General features: G+C 65.9%; 18 protein-coding genes and 3 pseudogenes. 14 read left to right on the forward strand and 7 right to left on the reverse strand.

Annotated elements, in window-relative coordinates; genetic code table 11:
• Positions 1-716: 716 nt before the first annotated feature.
• From ACMTAK_RS40935 to ACMTAK_RS40950, 4 genes and pseudogenes are all read left to right on the forward strand, one after another.
• On the forward strand, positions 717-1,211 hold the full coding sequence (locus ACMTAK_RS40935) for a hypothetical protein (RefSeq protein ID WP_413810823.1): 495 nt from the start codon (positions 717-719) through the stop codon (positions 1,209-1,211).
• 321 nt (positions 1,212-1,532) lie between these two features.
• Entirely contained in the window at positions 1,533-1,853 is a 321-nt protein-coding gene (locus ACMTAK_RS40940) for a CU044_2847 family protein (protein WP_413810824.1), read from the forward strand.
• A gap of 5 nt (positions 1,854-1,858) precedes the next feature.
• Positions 1,859-3,643 (forward strand): annotated as a pseudogene (locus ACMTAK_RS40945) (serine protease); the annotation flags it as partial.
• Between the two features lie 126 nt (positions 3,644-3,769).
• Positions 3,770-5,416, forward strand: a pseudogene (locus ACMTAK_RS40950) (ATP-binding response regulator); the annotation flags it as partial.
• A 27-nt stretch (positions 5,417-5,443) separates the two neighbouring features.
• On the opposite strand, the gene ACMTAK_RS40955 reads toward ACMTAK_RS40950, so the two are convergent.
• Positions 5,444-5,572, reverse strand: coding sequence for a hypothetical protein (locus tag ACMTAK_RS40955; RefSeq protein WP_413810825.1), 129 nt, complete (start codon positions 5,570-5,572; stop codon positions 5,444-5,446).
• 298 nt (positions 5,573-5,870) lie between these two features.
• On the opposite strand from ACMTAK_RS40955, the gene ACMTAK_RS40960 reads away from it, so the two are divergent.
• Positions 5,871-6,074 (forward strand): hypothetical protein, encoded by a 204-nt coding sequence (locus tag ACMTAK_RS40960; protein ID WP_413810826.1) that lies wholly within the window; start codon positions 5,871-5,873, stop codon positions 6,072-6,074.
• A gap of 3 nt (positions 6,075-6,077) precedes the next feature.
• Positions 6,078-6,365 carry an integrase core domain-containing protein gene (locus ACMTAK_RS40965; protein ID WP_413813151.1) on the forward strand — a complete coding sequence of 96 codons (288 nt, stop codon included), beginning with the start codon at positions 6,078-6,080 and terminating at the stop codon, positions 6,363-6,365.
• 46 nt (positions 6,366-6,411) lie between these two features.
• Here ACMTAK_RS40965 and ACMTAK_RS40970 read toward each other — a convergent pair whose 3' ends face one another.
• Both ACMTAK_RS40970 and ACMTAK_RS40975 read right to left on the reverse strand, forming a co-directional pair.
• Positions 6,412-8,061: an IS1182 family transposase gene (locus ACMTAK_RS40970; protein ID WP_413810827.1), complete on the reverse strand. Its 1,650-nt coding sequence runs from the start codon at positions 8,059-8,061 to the stop codon at positions 6,412-6,414.
• A gap of 107 nt (positions 8,062-8,168) precedes the next feature.
• Positions 8,169-9,284: a helix-turn-helix domain-containing protein gene (locus ACMTAK_RS40975; protein WP_413810828.1), complete on the reverse strand. Its 1,116-nt coding sequence runs from the start codon at positions 9,282-9,284 to the stop codon at positions 8,169-8,171.
• Between the two features lie 247 nt (positions 9,285-9,531).
• Here ACMTAK_RS40975 and ACMTAK_RS40980 point away from each other — a divergent pair, with 247 nt between their 5' ends.
• The 5 genes from ACMTAK_RS40980 to ACMTAK_RS41000 all read left to right on the forward strand — a co-directional run bounded on the left by ACMTAK_RS40980 (position 9,532) and on the right by ACMTAK_RS41000 (position 13,259).
• Positions 9,532-10,437 (forward strand): AAA family ATPase, encoded by a 906-nt coding sequence (locus tag ACMTAK_RS40980; protein WP_413810829.1) that lies wholly within the window; start codon positions 9,532-9,534, stop codon positions 10,435-10,437.
• Between the two features lie 61 nt (positions 10,438-10,498).
• Complete coding sequence (locus ACMTAK_RS40985) at positions 10,499-10,903, forward strand: hypothetical protein (protein WP_413810830.1); 405 nt, start codon at positions 10,499-10,501, stop codon at positions 10,901-10,903.
• The gene (locus tag ACMTAK_RS40990; protein WP_413810831.1) at positions 10,900-11,403 is read left to right on the forward strand and encodes a hypothetical protein; all 504 of its coding nucleotides are present in this window, start codon (positions 10,900-10,902) and stop codon (positions 11,401-11,403) included. Before ACMTAK_RS40985 ends, ACMTAK_RS40990 begins: the two co-directional genes overlap by 4 nt.
• A gap of 24 nt (positions 11,404-11,427) precedes the next feature.
• Positions 11,428-12,294: a CBASS oligonucleotide cyclase gene (locus ACMTAK_RS40995; protein WP_413810832.1), complete on the forward strand. Its 867-nt coding sequence runs from the start codon at positions 11,428-11,430 to the stop codon at positions 12,292-12,294.
• The gene (locus tag ACMTAK_RS41000) at positions 12,291-13,259 is read left to right on the forward strand and encodes an S-4TM family putative pore-forming effector (protein WP_413810833.1); all 969 of its coding nucleotides are present in this window, start codon (positions 12,291-12,293) and stop codon (positions 13,257-13,259) included. Before ACMTAK_RS40995 ends, ACMTAK_RS41000 begins: the two co-directional genes overlap by 4 nt.
• 607 nt (positions 13,260-13,866) lie before the next feature.
• Here ACMTAK_RS41000 and ACMTAK_RS41005 read toward each other — a convergent pair.
• The 4 genes and pseudogenes from ACMTAK_RS41005 to ACMTAK_RS41020 form a co-directional block, all read right to left on the reverse strand.
• Positions 13,867-14,503 (reverse strand): annotated as a pseudogene (locus ACMTAK_RS41005) (integrase); the annotation flags it as partial.
• 44 nt (positions 14,504-14,547) lie between these two features.
• Positions 14,548-14,829, reverse strand: a complete 282-nt coding sequence (locus ACMTAK_RS41010) for a DUF6192 family protein (RefSeq protein WP_413813152.1) — start codon at positions 14,827-14,829, stop codon at positions 14,548-14,550.
• Positions 14,798-14,944 carry a DUF6192 family protein gene (locus ACMTAK_RS41015; RefSeq protein ID WP_413813153.1) on the reverse strand — a complete coding sequence of 49 codons (147 nt, stop codon included), beginning with the start codon at positions 14,942-14,944 and terminating at the stop codon, positions 14,798-14,800. Before ACMTAK_RS41015 ends, ACMTAK_RS41010 begins: the two co-directional genes overlap by 32 nt.
• A 56-nt stretch (positions 14,945-15,000) precedes the next feature.
• Positions 15,001-16,569, reverse strand: a complete 1,569-nt coding sequence (locus ACMTAK_RS41020) for a class I SAM-dependent DNA methyltransferase (protein WP_413810834.1) — start codon at positions 16,567-16,569, stop codon at positions 15,001-15,003.
• 121 nt (positions 16,570-16,690) lie between these two features.
• Between ACMTAK_RS41020 and ACMTAK_RS41025 the strand changes: the two genes are divergently transcribed.
• From ACMTAK_RS41025 to ACMTAK_RS41035, 3 genes are read left to right on the forward strand one after another with little or no spacing between them, the layout of a single operon-like run.
• Positions 16,691-17,005 (forward strand): trypco2 family protein, encoded by a 315-nt coding sequence (locus ACMTAK_RS41025; RefSeq protein ID WP_413810835.1) that lies wholly within the window; start codon positions 16,691-16,693, stop codon positions 17,003-17,005.
• 1 nt (position 17,006) lies between these two features.
• A complete protein-coding gene (locus ACMTAK_RS41030) occupies positions 17,007-19,169 on the forward strand; it encodes a VMAP-C domain-containing protein (protein WP_413810836.1) in 2,163 nt (720 codons plus the stop codon).
• Positions 19,166-20,176: an AAA family ATPase gene (locus ACMTAK_RS41035; protein WP_413810837.1), complete on the forward strand. Its 1,011-nt coding sequence runs from the start codon at positions 19,166-19,168 to the stop codon at positions 20,174-20,176. The genes ACMTAK_RS41030 and ACMTAK_RS41035 overlap by 4 nt, the downstream gene beginning before the upstream one ends.
• Positions 20,177-20,181: the final 5 nt, after the last annotated feature.

Here is a 20,181-nt window from a genome sequence, read left to right on the forward strand (position 1 = left end):
GTGAGGAACTTGATCGACTCTGCGCGGTCGCCCAGGTCCATGAGGTAGTTCCGCGCTTGCTGGGTGATCCAGGGGCCGGTCGGGTGTCGAGTGATGCCGGCGATGTGCACGCGGCGGGCGCCATGGTCGATGAAGAACAGCACGAACCGGCGCCGCAAGAGGATGGTGTCGATGTGGAAGAGGTCGGTGGCCACGATGTATCTCCCAGACGGTGGAGGCGCCGACCTTGCGTCCCAGACCAAGCAGTTCGCCGTGGATCCGTCGATATCCCCACCCCGGGTTCTCCCGCGCGAGGCGCAGGACCAGGTGCCGCAGTGCTTCCGGCTTCGGAGGTCGGCCCGGGCGGCGGTGTGGATAGGTCCACTTCCGGGCGACGAGGCGTGCGTGCCAGCGTAGGACCGACCGCGGTGTGACCAGCAACGCCAGCCGTGCACGCTGCTTCTTGTTCACCATCCGGAGCAGCGCTGCCATGACAGCCCGATCGCTCCAAGAAAACCGAGGCCGTGGCTGGATGCGTTGCGCGACAGCGAGCTGGTGCCGGAGCGTCAAGATCTCGACGTCCTTCGCCGCACTCGACCGGGCAAGCGGCACAAGCCACCCGAAGAGCTGGCACGTTAGTTGATAGATCAGACGTATCGCCACGACCCAGCATGATGCCGCACAGCACCCGCCAGCCTCCCGCGCTCGGGTAGATCCGAACCCGCAGGTCACCTCGGGTGACGCAGTTTCCGGCACCCACAGGGTGGTACGACGTCGCCCGCAAGCGCCTGCTGGCGGGGAAGTCCCTCCACCCCACCCAGCACGCCGAGGTCACCGAGGCCGTTCTGGCCGGGCGGCGCGAACCGCTGTGGAGCCCGGCGGCAAGCGGGAACGCAAGGTGCAGGACCCCGACCAAGTTCGCCGACTGGTTCGGCCTGAAGCTGGCCACCGGCGGCCTCGCTCAGGCGGTGCTGTTCCCCCGAATCGAGCGCGACGCCGCCCCGGCCGTCGGGGGCTGCCGCCGCACGCTCAGCGAGGCTGACTTCATGCACGGCGTGACCGAGGACCGCTACCCCGACATCCTCGGCCTCGCTCCGCCCGGCGGCAGTGGCAGCAGCGACGCCCGGCGGAGCGTTGCCTACCACCTGGACAAACTGCCCCAGCACACCGTGGTCCTCGGCCACGACCTGGCGGCCAACTCTGCCTTCCTCCACCAGCTGCTCAGCGAGTAGCCCCGAGGCCCCCGCCGGGCGCTGACCTCCCCGCGCCCGGCGGGACGCACTCCGCCATCTCCCGGTCTTTACGAAGAAGGGCAGCGGGAGACAGCCGAGACACGAGTGACGGGCGGCGGAGCCTCCCTCCGACTCTCCGCCCACCCACGCATACACATGCTGGACGTCCACCGTCCTCCATACGCCGCACAGCGTGAGAGTGGCTCGATACCTTCGGAATCTCTCCTGGATTTCCCTGCGACGCCAGTACTGGATGTCACAGGATGAGGGACATTGTTGCTGGCCCCATGGCTGGGGGCTGGCCGAGCGCAAGGGGGCACTGTGGCGGAACTCGTCATGATGACGGTGGACGGTGATGGCGAAGGCACTGCCGTCTTCGAGGTTGACGGCGGCTTGGTGGGCTCTGACCTGGAACTTGCAGCGGACGACGGCGTGGTAGCCCGAGCCCAAACCTCGCTCCGCCAAGCGCTGGACCGCGTGAGGCCAGCTCTGTCGCAGGTCTCTGAAACGATGCGAGAGCTTAAGCCGGATGAGATGGAGATTGAGTTCGGGCTAAAGATCGGTGGCGAAAGCGGCGTGATCATCGCTAAGGGGACGGCAGAGGTGAACTTCGCCGTCCGGGTGGTCTGGAAGCGCGCTTGACCCACATGCATGCTCGACGGGAAGGATTCATCGTAAAGATCCGGTCAGCGGTCTCGGGCGCTCCCATCGGCCTCGGGTTCGTCGTCGGAGACCGGCACATCGTCACATGCGCGCATGTCGTCAATGCAGCGCTCGGACGCGACAAGCACCACCTTGAACGCCCCAATGACGACGCACGAGTTCAGGTTGAGTTCGTGTTGCTCGGCGACACCGACGGCGCACCACTTCGTATCTGTCGGGTGGAGGCGTGGGATCCGCCCTCCGGGCCAAGCGGCTCTGGGCGTGATGTAGCCGGCTTGGTCATTGTGGGTGGGGACACTCTGCCCGTTGGAGCCGGGCCAGCGCGGTTAGTCGATGCGCGTATTGGCCTGACCCCCGATTCGCAGGTATCAGTGTTCGGCTATCCAAGTGCCCCCGACCGAAAGGACAAGGGGGCTTGGGCAAGTTGCTCCATACGGGGAGCAGTCGGTGGTGGTTTGATCCAGCTCGATGCCCGCGTCGAGGCCGCCTTGCGAGCTCAGCCCGGATACAGCGGCACGCCAGTTGTGGCGACGGATCGCTGGGGCGATGCAGCCGTGGGAATGCTCGCAATCGCCAGCAAAGGAGGCGCAGCGCAAGATGCGTATGCTGTGCCCCTGTCGGAGGTAGCGGCCGCATGGCCCGAGGTCCTGGGTCGGTTGGTACTTCCTCCGTGTCCGTACCGAGGGCTGCAGGCGTTCACAGCCGCAGACGCGCAGGCGGGCATCTTCGTGGGGCGTGAGCGCGAGGTCAAGCGGCTCCGGGAGATGGTGAGGGCGCAGCCGCTCGTTGTCGTCACCGGCCCTTCCGGTGTCGGCAAGTCGTCCCTTGTTGCGGCTGGACTGCAGCCCGCGCTCTCGACTGACGGATGGTCCGTGGCGTCCTTCCGGCCCGGAGTGACCCCCTATGAATCAGTTGCTCGGGCCCTGCTTGATCTTGAGCATCCGGGAGCGAACCACTCCCTTGAACAGTTGGACCATCGAGCCCGGGCACTGCGCGAGGACGGATTTTGGCCCGTAGCCTCGAAGGTTGCCCTGCTAACCGGTAAACGCCTAGCCCTCATTGGAGATCAGTTCGAGGAGGTGCTCAGCGGGAGTCCGGAAACGGAGAAGGCGCTGGAGTTTCTGCAGCATCTGCTACCGCCCCCAGACACAGTGCAAGACGCAAACGTACGCCTGGTGTGCACACTGCGCGCAGACTTTCTTCCCGACTTGCTGGAACTACCCAATATCGGTTCCCGGCTACAGGATCGGCAGTTGAACGTCTCCCCGCTGGACGAGGCAGCACTGACACGGGTGATCGTGGAACCGGCACAGCTTGCTGGCGTGGCCTTCAGCCCGGGACTGGCGGAGACGATCGCGGGTGAAGCCAGCAGGGCGGCAGGTAGTCTGCCGCTGCTGGAGTTCACTCTGACCGAACTATGGCCCTTACAGCGTAAACGCCAGATCAGTTTCGACAGCTATCACGGCCTCGGAGGCGTTGCCGGAGCCCTGAACCAGCACGCGGAGAAGGCCTACTACTGGCTGCACGACCAACTCCGACTGGATGAGCAACGCATCCGTCGCGCCCTGCTTTCCATGATCCGTGCCCGCGGCGGGGCGGCCAGCGCCGTTCGCGTCACCGCCGACCGCTCCCATCTCGACACTGATTGGTACATCGCCCAGCTACTTGCCGAACCGGACCGACGTCTTGTCATCTTGGGACCTGATGGACCCGAGACAGCCGAGATCGCACACGAGGCTCTGATTCGGGAATGGGACAGACTCTCTGTCTGGGTCGAGGAAGACGCCGATTTCCAGCAGTGGCTCATCATCATGGAAGAACGCGCCCGAGATGAAGACCTGCTCTCTGCCACCCGAGTGGCCGAGGCACAACGCTGGCTGGGTGAACGCCGCCCTGACATCCCGCATAAAGTCGCCAATCTCATCCAGCTCAGCAGCGCAGCGATCCTGGAACAACAGCAAACCCAACAGTTGTTAAGTAAATCTCAGGAGATAGCCGCACAACTGCGTCATCAGACGGCGGAGCTGGAGAAACGGCAGAGAGCCCTCCAGGATTCCAATGCTCAATTGGAACAGAGGGCCCATCTACTGACACAGCAAAACCACGACGTCGAGGTTAAGAACACCGAGATCGAGGAAGCCAGGCAGGTCCTGGAGGAACGGGCCGAGCAACTCATAGTCTCCATGCGCTACAAAACCGAGTTCCTGGCGAACATGTCGCACGAGTTGCGTACACCGCTCAACTCGCTGCTGATCCTGGCCAAGCTACTCGCCGACAACGACGAAAAGAACCTGTCGCAGAGGCAGGTCGAGTTCGCCGAGACCATCCACGGTGCTGGCTCCGACCTGCTCCAGCTGATCAATGACATCCTCGACCTGTCGACGGTTGAGGCGGGCAAGATGAAGATCTCCACCAATCCCGTCACGCTCGCAGAGCTCGCCGACTACCTGAAGGCCCTCTTCAGTCCATTGGCAGCGGAAAAGGACCTCAACTTCTCCGTACATGTGTCTGCCGAACTAGCCCCCACGCTACTCACCGACGAACACCGGCTGCTGCAAGTGCTGCGCAATCTGGTGTCCAACTCGATCAAGTTCACCGACTCCGGAGAAATCGGGGTGACCATTCGCCCTGCCGGCACAGAGGTGCCGCTAACTATCCGGCAGCAGCTTCTTGAGGCCGGGTCGCTGTCAGGCCCAGACGCCGACGTCGTCGCGTTCACCGTGATGGACACGGGAATCGGTATCGCGGCCAGCAAGATGGAAGTCATCTTCGACGCGTTCAAGCAAGTGGACAGAATCAAGAGCCGAAGGTACGGAGGTACGGGCCTCGGACTCAGCATTTCACGAGAGATCGCGAGGCTGCTCGGCGGTGAGATCCATGCGCGGAGCGAACCAGGTCACGGCTCGACGTTCACGCTGTACTTGCCGCTGCATCCGAGCGAGCTATCGCAGGACGACGAAAAGACAGTAAAGGAACAGAACGAATTCGCTGCGCTCATCAGTCGCCGTCACAGGGCTGCAGCCCTACCTCATCAGCAGACGGCACTGCCTGACCTGCCTGACGCCCGAGGGCAGTCAGGGGGCTTGACCCAGCATCGGAAATTTGCGGAGTTAGAACGGGACATCCGCTTTAACGGTGAGAAGGTGTTAATCGTCGACCACGATATACGCAGCATCTTCGCACTCGCCAGCCTCTTGGAACGCCACGGTCTGGACGTGAACTATGCCGAGAACGGCGACGCGGCCCTCGATGCTTTGGAGCAGGACGACGACATCAAGGTTCTCGTAATCGACGTCATGCCGCCGGCGGCAGATGGACCGACGACAATCGCGAAGATTCGCCGCACGCCGGGGCGCAGTGCAATGCCCATCATCGCGATGGCTTCGAGGGGTCCGCTCGGCGGCCAGGAGTTGGCTGTCGAGGCAGGCGCGTCCGACTGCGTGGCCAAGCCGGTCAACCCTGGCGTTCTGCTGCCCCTCTTGCGTCAATGGGTTGAAGAACCCGCAGACGCCCCTGAGGCTGCCCCAAGAGAAGGCGCCTGATGTGATCAAAGGACAGTGCCCAACACATCAGCGAGCTCGGACACCTTGGGCGGCCTCGTGTGCGCGGCGGAGTTGGTCGATGAGGTTCGTGGCGGAAGTGGCGGCCTCGCCGATGATGCGGGCCACCGTGGTGGCGTCGTCGCGATCGCGAGCCATCCGGTCCACCGCAGCGGAGGTCTGAAGCAGGATCTGAGGTAGGTGCTCGGCGAGCGCAGGACGAGCGCCGCGCTGCGGGGGCGGTCGTACTCGGCCTTACCGCTGTCAAGGTCCTCCGCGATCTGGCGCAGGGTCTTCGCAGCGTCCCGTGACAGAGGGCTGGGATCGTACGGCACCGGCTGATTCCTCCCGATCACGGTGGGCAGAGCTCCCAGTCTGTCTAAAGGGTGTCTATATTGCCGTAAGGTGATTGACCTGGAGCTTTGCGATCGTCCAAGTATGGGCACGATCGGTGATCGTGGGTATGCGACTGCTCTACCTGATCCTCTGCTGGCTGCTGGGCTGCCTCCTCCTCGGCGACGGGGCTGGGCGCTTCCGATTCCTCATCCGTGACCGGGACAGTAAGTTCACCGCCGCGTTCGACGCCGTCTTCGCTGGCAACGGCACAGCCGTCATCCCAACACCGCCGCAGAGTCCCCGGTCAAACGCGTTCGCCGAATGATGGATACGTACAGCCCGCGCCGAGTGCACCGTCCGACTCCTGATCACCGGCGAACGACATCTGCGCACTGTCCTCACCACGTATGCCGAGCACTACAACGCGGGACGGCCCCACCGCAGCCTGAACCTACGAGCCCCGGACGACGACCCGAACATCATCCCCCTACCTGCTGGCACAATCAGGCGCCGCCAGGTACTCGGTGGACTGTTCAACGAGTACCACACCACGCCACTCCGATTGACTCACCATCGACAGAGAACGCCCAGCTCGGCAGCCTCATCGGAATATTGACACCCTTAAGGACTCTGTTGGTCGATGTGATCTGGGGTTTTGTCGGTCAGGCCGCGTGGCTGAGGGCAAGTTGTTCGTAGTGGGAGACTCGTGTCGTACCCAGGGGGGTTTCGGTCCACCAGGCGTCGAGACGGTAGAGGTTGAGTGCGGCCGCGGTCAGGACCTGGGCCAGTGAGGTCTTGGCGAGGCCACGGTAGCGAGTACGCCGGGTGCCGGCGCGCCGCACCGCCTGCGAGATACTGCCCTCCACCCCGGCCCTGGTGTGATATCGCTGCTTCCACTCCTGGGTCTGTTGTTCTGCCCGGCGTTGTTGGAGGAGTTCGTGCTCTTCGCGCGGGAGCAGTGTCAGGACGCGGTAGGCGGCCGTGGTGCAGGTGTCCTTGGCCGGGCAGCTGGTGCATCCGGCGCGGGAGAAGTCGATGTGGGTGCGGGGTTCGCCGCCGATGACGGTGTCGCTCCAGCGGGTGCTGATCCGGCCCTGCGGGCAGGTTGCTTGGCGGGCCTGCCAGTCGATGTGGAAGTCGGTGGCGGCGTAGCCGCTGTCGTGTAGGGCCGGTCGTCCGCTGGCCTGTTTGACCGGCCCGATGACCTCGATGCCCTGTGCACGGGCCTGAAGGATGATTTTCGCGCTGGTGTAGCCGCTGTCCACGTAGTGTTCGGCCGGCTTCAGGCCGCGCTCGGTCAAGGTCTGGTGGACGGTGGCGGTGAGCTGGTGGTCGTCCGTCGTGGCCGGTGTGGTGGCCGTGCATGTGATCAGGTGGGGGAGGTCGTCGTCGCAGCTTTCGGTGAGATGGGTCTTGTAGCCGTCCCAGGCGGATCCCCGCTTCACTCCGCAGCGCGCCTCCGGATCGTGTGGGGAGACGATGCGTGCCGCTCCCGGAGGGCGTTGTCTGTTCCCGCGCCAGCGCACTCCGTGGGCGTCGCGCTGGTACTCCTGGGCCCACACGGTGCGCAGGACCACGACTGCCTCGAGGCGGGCGAGGTGGGCGGGGGCCGTGGGATCATCGAGGGTGTCGAGGAGTTCGTAGCCGTCGCCCCCGACGTTCTCGGCGAACGCGGTGCGCTCGGTCTCGCCTTTGGGCAGCCGGTAGGAGTCGGCGCGCTGCTGGTAGCGTGCGAGCCAGTCCGCGTTGACCGCGTCGGTGCCGGCCAGCCAGGCGGGAGCGGCCACCGCCAGCGCCTCAAGGGCGCAGCGCATGGTCTCGGTGACGAACTCCAGCCGGTTCAGGTCACGGATGCAGGCGATGACGTGGGTGGAGTCGGTGCGGGCCCGGCCGCCGGCCCGCAGCAGGCCCTGCTTGTTGCACTGCGCGAGGATGGCGTCCAGGATCTGCTGTTCCAGGCCGTGGGTAATCAGCCGGTCGCGGAACTCGCTGAGCACCGAGAAATCAAAGCCAGGGTCGGCGAGTTGGAGGCCGAGGGCGTATTTCCAGTCGATCCGGCCGCGCACCGCATCAGCGGCCTGCCGGTCGGTCAGACGCTCTGCGTACTGCATCACGCTGACCAACGCCAGCATCCCCGGAGACATGGACGGACCGCCCCGATGCGCGAACGCCGCCACGAACCTCTCGCTTTCAAACACCACCCCGAACTCGTCCCTGATCCGCATGGCCAGACACCCGCGCGGAAACGCAGCACAGGCAACCCTGGCCGTGGACTCAGGCACCGCGGGTGCAGGCAACGGACGCATCGACATGATCTCCCCCCTCGGCCCCAGGAAACAGACCCAACAACGAGCAGTGTCCAACCCACTCGTAGGTCATTTCAGGTGAACCATCACATCGACCAACAGAGTCCTTAAGGTCAGAACTCCACGCGGGGTCGTTCGCTGATATCCCGACTGAGCAGGGTTCGAACGTCGGCTTCCGGAAGGCCGGAACGATTGATGAAATCGGCGAAGGAGATACCCGTTGTTTCCATGAGTTCTAGTGCGCGCTGCAGGAGTACGGGTGCCTCTGGATTCCCCAGGGGACCAGGCTCTACTTTTCTCCATCCTCGGACGGACAACGCCTTCCATCCTTGAGCGTAGGTGTGTTCGCTTGTGACGCCGAGCGTTTTTGCCCTGACCAAAAGGGCGGCCAGCGAGACGTGCCATTTTGCCTTCAAGTGGAGAAATGCAGGCCAGTCGAGCCGCTCCGGAAGTTCGGATCTGATGTCGTCGGCTGGCATGAGGAACGCGGCGGCGAACTCGTGTGCCTGGCTCTCAGTGACCTTGTCGCCAATTTTTCCAGCGAGGCCGTGCAAGACCAGATGGCCTAGTTCGTGGGCCGCGTCGAAGCGGGAACGGTCACGCAGGCCCTTGTCGGCCCCGAGAGCAACAACGGGCCTGTCGGCGAAGTCGACGCAGAATGCGTCAACCTTTTCGATGCTGACACGGAAGCGGACAACGACAATCCCGTTCATTTCCAAAAGTCGCACGACATCTTGAACTGGCCCGCGTGGGACGTTCCAGTGGTCACGGACCTGGGCTGCCGCTTGTTCGATATCGGCGGACTGAAGAGGCTGTCCTTTGTCGATTGGGACGCGCGGCAGATTGAGGTCGGGCAACGCAACGTGTTTTTCAAGCTCAAGTGCGAGTTCCCGCGCGAGGTGCACGTAGGCGAGCGCTTGTTGGCGATCTCGGGGGGAGGTTGATCGAAGGCTGCGGAAGAACCCGGTGACCTGATCCTGAGCAGGCGGACGGGCTGGAGCGGCGAAGAACGATGGCGGTACCCGCAGGGCGACCGCAAGCCGGCGAAGCGTCGATGCGGCGGGCTTGGTGTGTCCGTTCTCGAACTGACTGATCGAAGCCGCGGTGACGGAGCCGACTTCCCGGGCCAGCTGCACCTGGGTGAGCCCGCGGAGTTCGCGCGCCATTCGCAGTCTGGCGCGATCGAACAGGGCCGCGATGTCGCCGGGGTCCAGTTGCGGGTCGTTCACGTTCGCTCGTCTCCGCGCCAGTCGACGTCCACCGATCAGCGGACGAATCTCGATCTTGATTGCTCCGCTCGCATCTTAGGCACACCTTGGTTACCGGGCGGTCAAATTACCCGGCTTCAGCGGAACACGCTTGAGTGAAGTGTGTCGAGTTGCATCTCCGCCATGTCGTGTACTCTACCTAAAACTCGGAAAATGATGTTCAGATCTGAGGTGACCCTGCCGTGCGTGGGGGGATGGAGCTGAGGGGATGAGGGTTCAGGAGTGCGTGCTGTCGGACGAGGTGATCACCACCGACTCGGAGGAGGCCGCGTTGTGGGACGCCATCGTGGTGCCGGAGAGGATCAAGGAGCGGTTGCGCAACCAGACGGTGTTGTCGCTGCTTGTGCGGCCTGACCTGCCGTTTGCGGTGACGGCGTTGCACGGTTTGTGTACGCTCTACGGTCCCCCTGGTACCGGCAAGACGACCCTGGCGCGGGGTCTGCCGGCGCAGGTCGCCCGCTACGTCGGCGGAGGCGCGGTCCGGCGGATCGAGATCAACCCGCACGGGTTGATGAGCGCTGAGCACGGGCAGTCGCAGCAGCGGGTCAGCGAGCTGCTCGGCGAGTACGTGCCGGGTCTCGCGTCGGATGGCGTGCCGACCGTGGTGATCCTCGATGAGGTCGAGTCGATGGCGGTCGCTCGTTCGGCGGCGTCGCTGGCCGCCAACCCGGCCGATGTCCACCGTGCCACTGACGCGGTGCTCACTGCCTTGGATCTGAACGCCTCCGAGCACCCGCACCTGTTCTTCGTCGCGACCAGCAACTTCACCACCGCACTGGACGAGGCGTTCCTCTCCCGCTCCGACGCAGCCATCCTCGTCCCGCTTCCCGAGCCGGAGGCGCTGCGGAAGATCCTGGCCTCCACGCTGCTGACGCTGGCCGACAAGTACCCGGCCTTGGGTGAGCTGGCGCGCTCCTCGGCGATGGACCGCATGGCCGAGGCGGCTCACGGGCTGGACGGCCGCCGTACGCGCAAGGTGGTCTTCGAAGCCCTGGCTCAGCGACTGGACACGGTGCTGGACCCCGGCCGCCTCACCGAAGCCGACCTGGCCGCAGCGGTACACAACGCCGTCGCGGAGACAGGCCGGTCGGAGGTGTCCCGTGCAGCGTACTAGGCAGGTGGCGGCCTCTCCCGTGCGCAGTGCCAGCGGAACTTGGGCGGTGATCTCGGATCTCGTGGCGGACACCGTGGCGCAGTCCTCCGCGCTGTCTCGCGACGAGGCGTTGCAGGCGATGTCGGCTGCCGAGGCGGTCGGGCGGATGCTGGTCGCGGCAGGGCACCTGCAGCGGCAGTCGATCACGCTGGTGGCTGGCAAGGTGCACTGCGAGATCACGACGGTGTGCGGCACGGGGGCGCTGACGTTGGAGGAGAACCTCAACCCCGTCCCCGGCGCGGCGGGAGCCGATGATTTCATGATCCACCTGCCGTCGTCGGCCCCGCTCCAGGAGCAGGTGAAGGCAGCCGCCGACGGTCACGCCCGGTTGTCCGACGCTGTCCCGCCCGCTCCGGAGACGAAGGTTGCCAACTCCGGTCTGCTGATCGACCGTGAGGCTCTGCGGCGGGCGGTGACTCAACGATGACCTCCACCTACACCTACAGCTACACCCGCACTCACACCGCCACGCACCTGACCGACGTCATCCTCGGCACCATCACCGACATCTTCGCCGACCTGGGGATCAACATGGACCGGCTGCACCGCGACTGGGTGCAGAACGAGAATGCGATCAAGGCGTGGATCGAGGAGAGCTCTCTCGACACGGTCGTCCTCGAGTGTCACCAGCCCTCGGGCGCCGTGGCACCGGTGATCGAGTTCCCGGTGTCCTACACGACCTCCGGCGACGGCAACGCCGAGTTCACCGCCTCCCGTGCCCGAGCCGCTCGGTTCCGAGCCAAGTTCGACCGGGTGCCCACGGGCACCACCTACCGGCTGTTCTGCACGTTCAACGGGCCCCGCACCCCGCAACCAGGTTGGGGCCCCGGCCATCGGGCAAGCACCGACGGCTTGCGCGGCATCACCTTCGGCACCCTCGGATCCGCCCCGCACGCCTCGACCGGCATGCGGTACTACCACACCTGAGACCACGAGCAGGAACACACCGCTATGGGATACATCGACGACGCCTTCATCAAGCTCAAGCACAGCCTGGAGATCACCCAGACCGAGCAGAACCTGGCGAAGGCACGGCACGAGGCCATCCGCGATTTCGTCCGGTCGCACTGGGATCTCGCCGACGACTTCCTCACCGGCAGCTACCGTCGCGACACCAAGACGAAGAAGCTCAAGGACATCGACATCTTCGTGGTCCTCGACACCGAGGGCTCCGAGGCAGGCTTCCGCGATCAGGCGCCCATCGAAGTGATCAATGCCTTGGAGACGCTGCTTCGTGAGAAGTGGAGTTCCGCCGCCCGCGACGGCATGGCCGTCGTCATCCCCTACGGCGCCGACGACGAAGTGATGTCGATCGACGTGGTGCCCGCCTTCAAGCGAGACGGCGGCGGCTACTACATCCCCAATCCGTCGGCAGGCGATTGGATCGCGACCAACCCCAAGCGCCACCACGAGTTGAGCATCGACAAGAACGCCGACTGCGACGGCAAGTACGTTCCCTTCGTCAAGATGGTCAAGGGCATCAACCGCGAACTCGGCGAGCCTGTGTCGCCCTCCTTCCTGCTGGAGGTCATGGCCCAGTCGCTGGTGAAGCCGCCGATCGGGCGCTATCAGGACGAGATCGTGCTGTTCCTGGCTACCGCCGCCGAACGCATCGGCGACGAATGGCCCGACCCCGCCGGCCTGGGCGGTGACGTCAACGCCGTCATGAACGCGACCCAGAAAGTCGCCGCGGCCAACGCGCTCAACCAGGCCCGCGCCATCGCAGAACGGGCGGTCGATTTGGAGGAAGAGGGCCAGGAACGCGCCGCCTACGACGAGTGGAAGAAGCTGTTCGGGAACCGGATGACCAGGCCATGAATCTCTCCAGCGATCCCGGCGGCGTCCAGGGGATCCCGCTTCGGGCCATCCACGAGCGGCAGCTCGACGACGACATGCTGCTCGTCCAGCGCGCTGCGGCGGCGAGCCACCAACGTGGCCAGTTCCTCGAAGCCGTGCGCGTCACCGCCGCAGTCGTGCTCGCCGCCGCCGGTGTCCTGATCACGCTGATCGGCCACGGCCGGACAGCCGTCTCGATCGTCGGGTTCTTCTGGTTCGTCGTCTCCGCGTTCCTGCTCAAGGGCCTCGCCGGGAACACCGCGCGCCAGGGCGCCCTGCTCCAGGAAATGTTCGACATCGCGCTGTTCCACTTGCCGTGGCGCGCCACCGTTGCAGGCGATCCCATCCCCGAGCCCGACGTCCGCCGTCTCGCGCGCAAGCTCCCCCGAGGCTCGGCGAAGGACAAGCGCATCACCGACGGCTGGTACGACCCCACCAACGACGTCCACCATCCCTACGACGTGTTCATCGCCCAGGAACAGAACCTCGCCTGGGACGCCCGCCTCCGCCGCCGCTACAGCCACCTCATCGCCGCCACCGCGATCCTGTGGACCACCATCGGTCTCGTCGCCGGTCTGGTGGTCGCGGACGCCACTCTGGGCGACACCCTCCTCAGCTTCTTTGTCCCGTCCCTGGCGGCCTACCAGATCGCCTACGAGATCTGGTCCGGCCAACGCAAGGTGGCCGACGAACGCGACCGACTCACCAAGGTCGTCAACACCGAGCTACACAACGGACGCCCCGGCCCCGTCCCTGACGACGAATGGCACCGCCTACGGAACGTCGCACGGGACGTGCAGGACGGCGTACTCCGCACCCGCCTGGACACCACCCGAGTACCCGAGTGGTTCTACACACGCTTCCGCGACGACGACGAACGCGACTTCGGCGACACCGCAGAAGGCCACCGCTTCCGCCTCGCCCAAAACACACCCCCACCCACATAGGTCGCTGGCGGGATGCTCCAATCCCACCCAGCGAACTGCCTCAACCCTAGATAGCAGTACGTTCCCGAAGACGCGATTCCGTGCGGAGTGTGTCCCCACCCACACGCGCTCGGCCCTCAACACCGGGGTCGTGTCTGGAAGATGCTCTGATCCAAGCCCTCCGCAACACGCGTTAGGGTAGAAGCCACGACAAGGTCGTCGACGACATCGGGCCGTGCTGGGACAGCCGCAGGCGAGCGCACCGCTGGTCAGTTCCTCCAGCGCAGTGTTGCGTATCCCGTAGGGCCCGCGATGGGCAGCAGGGTTCCGCCATTCGTGGCGCGCGTCCACGCGATGTCGGTGACTGGGGCCGCGGTGAGCAACGAGTGCACCAGGCGGCCGGTCCGGGCGTCCCCCAGGCGCATACCGTTGCCGTTGCCTGTTGCGAGGAGGGCGGAGCCGTCGCACTGAGGGACCGCCGCAAGCGCGCTGGTCCGCCGGGTGTCGAGGCTGCTGATCGAGGTCCAGCCGTTGGTGTCCAGCAGGACGACTTCCTGGGCGGTCGCGAACGCCCAGCCGTGCGACCGTCGGGCAGCGAGACCGTGCACGCCGCGCGCGCAGGGGCGTGACGCTTCAACATCATGAACCGTGCGCGGCAGCCCAGGTCTTCGAGGCCCATGACGAGGTTCTTCGCCGCTTGCGCTGCCCAGGATGCGGATCCGGCGACTGCCGTGTTCGATCACCACGAGCACGTACATCCGTGCTCCCGACAGGGTGACTGTTTCCATGAAGCCGCAGGCCAGCAGGGCATCAGCCTGAGTGCGAAGGAAAGTGGCCCAGGTACTGGAGTTCCGCTCGGGCATAGGCTCGATGCCTGCCTCCTTTAGGATCTCCCAGACGGTCAACGCGCCCACCCTGACCCCCAGCACGAGCAATTCGCCGTGCAGGCGTCGGTACACCAGGGTGCGGATGGAGCGCACGGTGCGTGGTCGTCCCGGGTGTTTGGGCCGGCAGGAGACGGCATGGCGGCGTGCGACGAGGTCGCGGTGCCAACGCAGCACCGTGTCCGGGCGGACGAGCAGCCGTAACCTTCGCAGCACGTGCAGCGGCAGCCGATGCAGCAGCGCCGCGAGGAACGCCCGATGGCTTGGCATGAACCGGATCTTGTCCTTGGCAAGTTGGCGTTGGAGCACGGTGATTTGGTGGCGCAGAGCGTGGATCTCCGCGTCCTTGTCCTGGTCACTCATCGGCAGCAGGCGCAGCATCGCGAATCATGACGCGCTGACAGCAGCTGCGCCAGAGTGTCAGCTCAAGCGACCGCGGCCAGATTTCGGGAAACCAGATGAACCTGCCCCCACCAGGGCGGATGAGATTTCCGGCAAGGGCAGTGCTCGATCTTCCTCACGGCCGGCGTGCGTTCCCGCATCCGGTCCCGGGTCTGCTCGGAGTGGTCGAACTGAGCCCGGTTGACCAGTATCCGGGTCGTGTCGTCCTGCATGGCTCCCCGCCCGACGGTCGGCAGCCGCAGCTGATCCGACGTGACCCTGGTGGCGACTTCCTCATCCTGGGGCAGATCGGTGACGGCCTGCACCTTTTCCAGCGACCGGCCGGTCCACCCGCTGCCCCACCAAGCGCTTGGCACTGTCATGAGTCCACCGACGCTGACTGGTGCGCTGGTTGAACGGGGGCGGCGCGCGACCAGGGATCTCGCTTCACCCGCCTCAAGCGCCACGCCCAGTGGGGGCTCTCTCGCTGACGGTTCTCAGCCGAAGATTGCGTACAGGTCCTTCATCAGGGCGGCGGGACCGCTCCGCGGGACCTCTGGTGGCTCCAGGGCGACCGGAGGACCGGTGTCGACATAACGTGCCGGGGCCAGCGCGTACGCATGCTCGCGCACAGTCGCCATGTCCGCCGAGAAGCAGAAGCCGGACTCGTCTTGGTAGGACAGGTTTGCTTCCCTCGCCGATGCCGTGCCTCGCCAGGCGTGGTACGTGTCGGCGATTTTCGTGAGGTCAGCTTCTGTCAGAGCCCGCTCGGTTCGGCCAACCATCTCGCCCATTCCGTGGGCGTCGATGAAGAGAGTTTTGCCGCGCCGATCGTCCAGGCGTTTCGCGCCCTGGGGGGACTTGTCTTTAGTCAGGAGCCACAGGCAGACCGGGATCTGGGTCGTCCGGAAGAGTTGGGGCGGCAGTGCAACCATGCAGGCGACCAGGTCCGCTTCCACCATCGCCCGGCGGATCTCGGCCTCGATTCTGGGCGAGGAGTGCGAGCTGTTGGCGAGGACGATGGCGGCCGTCCCGCGGTCGGCTAGTTTCGACACGGCGTGCTGGAGCCACGCGAAGTTGGCGTTGTTCCTCGGGGGGACCCCGTACCGCCAGCGGACGTCGCTCTCGTCTCGTGGCCAGTCACTGATGTTGAACGGTGGGTTGGCCATGACGAAGTCGGCCTTGAGGTCTGGGTGCATGTCGTCGGTCAAAGTGTCGCCCCAACGGCCTGCCAGATTGCCGTCGATGCCGTGGATAGCGAGGTTCATTTTGGCCAGTCGCCAGGTGCGCTGGTTGATCTCCTGGCCGTAGACCGCGATGTCAGGATTGTGGCCGCGACCCCTGTGCGTTTCGATGAACTTGCTCGCCTGGACGAACATACCGCCCGAGCCGCACGCCGGGTCGTACACGCGCCCGTTGTACGGCTCCAGGATCTCCACGATCAGCCGGACCACCGACTGCGGCGTGTAGAACTCACCACCCCCCTTGCCCTCCGCCCGCGCAAAATTGACAAGGAAGTACTCGTATACCTCGCTCAGCACGTCCTGCGTCGGCTTCTCCTCATTGCCACCAAAGCGGGCATCGCTGATGAGGTCGACGAGTTCAGCCAGGCGCTTCTGGTCGACGTTGTCGCGGTTGAAGATCACGGGGAGGACGCCAGTCAGCGCCGCGTTCTCCCGCATGACCGCGTCCATCGCCTCGTCGAGGAGCTTGCCCACGCCCTGGCTCTTGGCGTTCGCGGCGATCCACGACCAGCGGGCGGTCTCCGGTACCCAGAAGATGTGGGCACCGGTGTACTCGTCGCGGTCCTCCAGGAAGTCAACGATCCGGTCGTCCGAGACGCCGTCCTCGGCAAGCTCCTTGGCGAGCTTGTTTCGGTGTTCGTCGAACGCGTCGGAGACGTACTTCAGGAAGATCAGCCCGAGCACGAACTCCTTATACTGGGCGGAGTCGACGGAGCCGCGCAGCTTGTCGGCTGCTTTCCAGAGGATCGCCTGGATCTCCTCGGGGGTGGAGGAGCTCAACGTTTCCTCCTGCTCGGTGGACTTCTTCTCGCGCGGTGGCATGCGGTGGACGACTCCTTCCACAGGTCATTGTCCATGACCGAGTTTGCGGTGGCTCGCCAGCGTTGTACCGTACCGGCAACGTACTGTTTTCTGACTGTCTTGAACCGGGGGCGGGACGAAGGTGTCGACTATCGGTCTTGCCGCAGCCATCGAGGAGCTGCGCCAAGAGCTGTACGGGGCGCAGCGGCTTGGCGCCAACCAGCAGTTCGCCTTCGGCGTCGAAGAGGCGGAGCTGGAGCTGCAGCTCGAACTGCGCAAGTCCGCCAAGGGAGACGGCAAGCTTTCCTTCGGCGTGGTTGCCGTCGGCGCGGGGGGCGAGCAATCCACCATCCGTACCCACAAGCTGGTGCTGAAGCTGTCGGTCAAGGACCGGGCCCTCGACGGCGCGTGCCCCGAGATCGGCGACGACGAGTTCGGGTCGCTGGACGAGGAGTGACGTGGATCCGCGCAGACTGGCGCTGATCCGCAGCGGAGGCATCGGTGAGGGGCGCTTCACCATCGGCTCCGGCTATCTGATCTCCCCGCAGCTCGTGCTGACCGCCCGCCATGTGCTGGAGGACCGCGGCACGGGAGCGCTGTGGCCGATCATCACCGTACGCGTAGGCCACCACCTCGACGGCGAGACGACGCGTACGGACGCGGAGCTGCTCTGGACCCACCCGGACGGACTGGACGTCGCTCTGCTGCGAATTGACCGCAAGATTGATCCGCCCGGCTCCGTTTGCTGGGGCTGCCCCGTGGGCACCGCGCCGCTGCCGTACGAGGGCCTCGGTTACCCCTGGGCTGCCAAAGGGGAGACCCGGGCGCCGGAGCACTTGCGCGGCATCCTGCCGATCCTCTCCGGAGGCAAGGACCGCTACGTCCTCGACCAGGGACCGGCGCCCACCGCCCGCACCGACGGCGGGAACGCCTGGGGCGGGGCATCGGGGGCGGCGATCTTCTGCGGCGGCTACCTCGTCGGCGTCGTGACCGAGGAAGACCAAGCCTACGGAGCCCGCCGGCTGATCGCCCTGCCGGTGTCCTCCTTCGCCGGGGACGGCGACTTCGTATCCCACATCGAGGAGCAAACCGGTCGGTTTCCCGAGCTGAGTGCGATCGGCGCGTCCCTGCCCGAGGCCGGGCCCGTCGCCGAGCGCACGCCCGCCGAGCGCGAACTGGAGAAGCTGATCGCGCCGTTGTTCTCGTACCCCGGCGTTCGTGTCGATCACGCCCGGGCCCTAGCGCGCGAGCTGGGTTACGAGGCCAAGGGCTATGAGCCCACTGTGGCCGACCTCGTGGCACTCCTCATGGCGCATCCGCGGGCGCTCGCGTCGCTCGGCGAAGCCCTCGCGAGCAGCGCACAGGGGACGGCCCGCGCCGCTCTGACCCATCTGTTCTCGTGGGCCAGGGCACTCGACTGCGGGTCGTTGCTCTCCGTGAATGAGTACGACGCCCTGATCGGCCTGCTGCGCAGGGTCTGCGAGAAGCAGCCGGCGCTGCTACCCCGAACAGCCAGTGAGGCGCTGCGATACCTCGTTCTTCCGGAGATCCTCACCCGTCCGCAGCTCGGCGAGAACGACGTTTGCGGCGTAGTCGAGGGCTTGGAGGATCTGTCTGACGGTGTGAGCGGCCCCGAGGGCGCCCCGCCGGTGCCGGCGCTGCTGCGGCTCGTCGAGTACGTGGCGGCGGCCGCAGGCGACGGGCTGGGCGACGACCTGCGCGCGTGGTCGGGGACGACCGCCCGACGGCTCGGCATCCACGCCGGGGCCTTGGCCGAGCGGCGTGCAGACGCCGCCCGGTGGGCCAAGCGCGCGGCGTCGCCGGTGTCGCGGGTCGTGATGGAGCTGGCACACGACCCCGCCGCGGGGGACGACCGGTACCGGGTCCGGATTCTGCTCGTCCGCGACGACGGTTCTCACCGAGTGTTGAAGGAAACGGAGTCGGAGCCCAAGACCCCGCGAGAGGTGGCGAGCAGCCTCAGCGAGGCGGTCTTCACCGCGACCCAGGAGCCGGGGCAGGGCGACCATGTGCCGTGGGTGACCGTCGTGGTCGACCGGGCAGGGCTCGATTTGGCCGTCGACGAATGGGAGCCCGGATCGCTCGACGACATCGTTCCGGCATGGCCGATCGGAGCGGACTACCGTGTCTCCCTGAGCTGCCCGGAACTCAGTGATCAGAGGCCGGAACGCGACGGTGACCAGGAACGACGGTGGAAGAACGGACGCGCGTCGGTGCTCGTCACCGGCCGGGCGTCCGGCGACGCCAGGCAGCTCGTGAATCTACTGAAGACCAAGCATCGTGATACCGCGCGGGTGGTCCTCCACGGCCCCGCCCATGAGCGCCGGTCCTGGCTGCTGACCTGTCTCGCCTTGGGCGTCCCGGTCGTGCTGTGGGACCGTGAGGCCAACGGCTACGAGGACGCAGGAAGACTGGAGATTCTGGATCCCGTCGGCGACCTGGAGGGACTTCCCGAGCGGGTCCGGGATTTTCGGAGCGACTCGGCGGCCTGCCCGGCGGAGCGGCGGGCCCGGCCCTCCCTCGCATGGGAACCGGAAGGCAGTCTCCCACGGACCGAGTCGCTTCAACTGAGTGACCCTTGGAGAGGATCGCGCGCGTCATGACCACCTCAGAACCCCCGGCCGGTACAAGCCCTGTGCTTTCGTCCTCCAACGGCGGAGGCGACGACTGGTGGCTGTTCCGCGGAGACGGCGAGCGCCGTGAGGTGTCGTTCCCCGCCGCGCCCCCGTGGCGCCGGTTCGACCAACAGGAGACCACGACCGGCGAACGGGTTCCCTATCCGCGGCCCTACCTCATCGGCCCCGATGAGGTGGAGGTGGTGAACGCGGCGCTGCACCTGCGTCGGCCCCTCCTGGTGACCGGGCAGCCAGGCACGGGCAAGTCCTCGCTGGCCCACGCCATCGCTCACGAACTCGCTCTCGGCTGCGTCCTGCAGTGGCCAGTGAACAGCCGTTCAACCCTTCAGGACGCCCTTTACCACTACGACGCCGTCGGCCGGCTGCGCGAGGCGACCCTGCAGCGAGACGCCGACGGCACAGAACCAGACATTGGCCAGTACATCCGACTCGCCCCCCTGGGTAACGCGCTTGTGTCCCGGGAGCGCCCCCGCGTGCTGCTCATCGACGAGCTGGACAAGGGCGACGTCGACCTACCCAACGACCTGCTGACCGTCTTCGAGGAGGGTGAGTTCGTCATCTCTGAACTCACCCGGCTGCCCGCGAGCCATGCACCGGTACACGTTCGGACCGACGACCCGGATGAGACCGTCCCGGTCACGCGCGGGCGCGTCCGCTGCAGTGAGTTCCCGGTCGTGGTCATCACCAGCAATGGCGAACGGGAATTCCCGCCCGCCTTCCTGCGGCGCTGTGTCCGCCTCGATCTCCCCGAGCCCAACGAGCGGCGGCTTCGGGAGATCGTCGCCGCGCACCTCGGTCCCGACGCTCTGGACGACACCGACGATCTGCTGCGGGAGTTTCTCGAGCGCCGTGCCGAGGGCGAACTGGCCACCGATCAGCTGCTCAACGCCGTCTTCCTCCGCAAGGGCGGCGTGAACCTCGACGCGGCTTCCCTCCTCCAGGGTGTCCTGCACCGTCTCGGCGGAGCCGTGTGACGCCG

It is taken from the genome of Streptomyces lacaronensis (genome assembly GCF_047337785.1).
In the GTDB taxonomy this organism is placed as follows: domain Bacteria; phylum Actinomycetota; class Actinomycetes; order Streptomycetales; family Streptomycetaceae; genus Streptomyces; species Streptomyces lycopersici.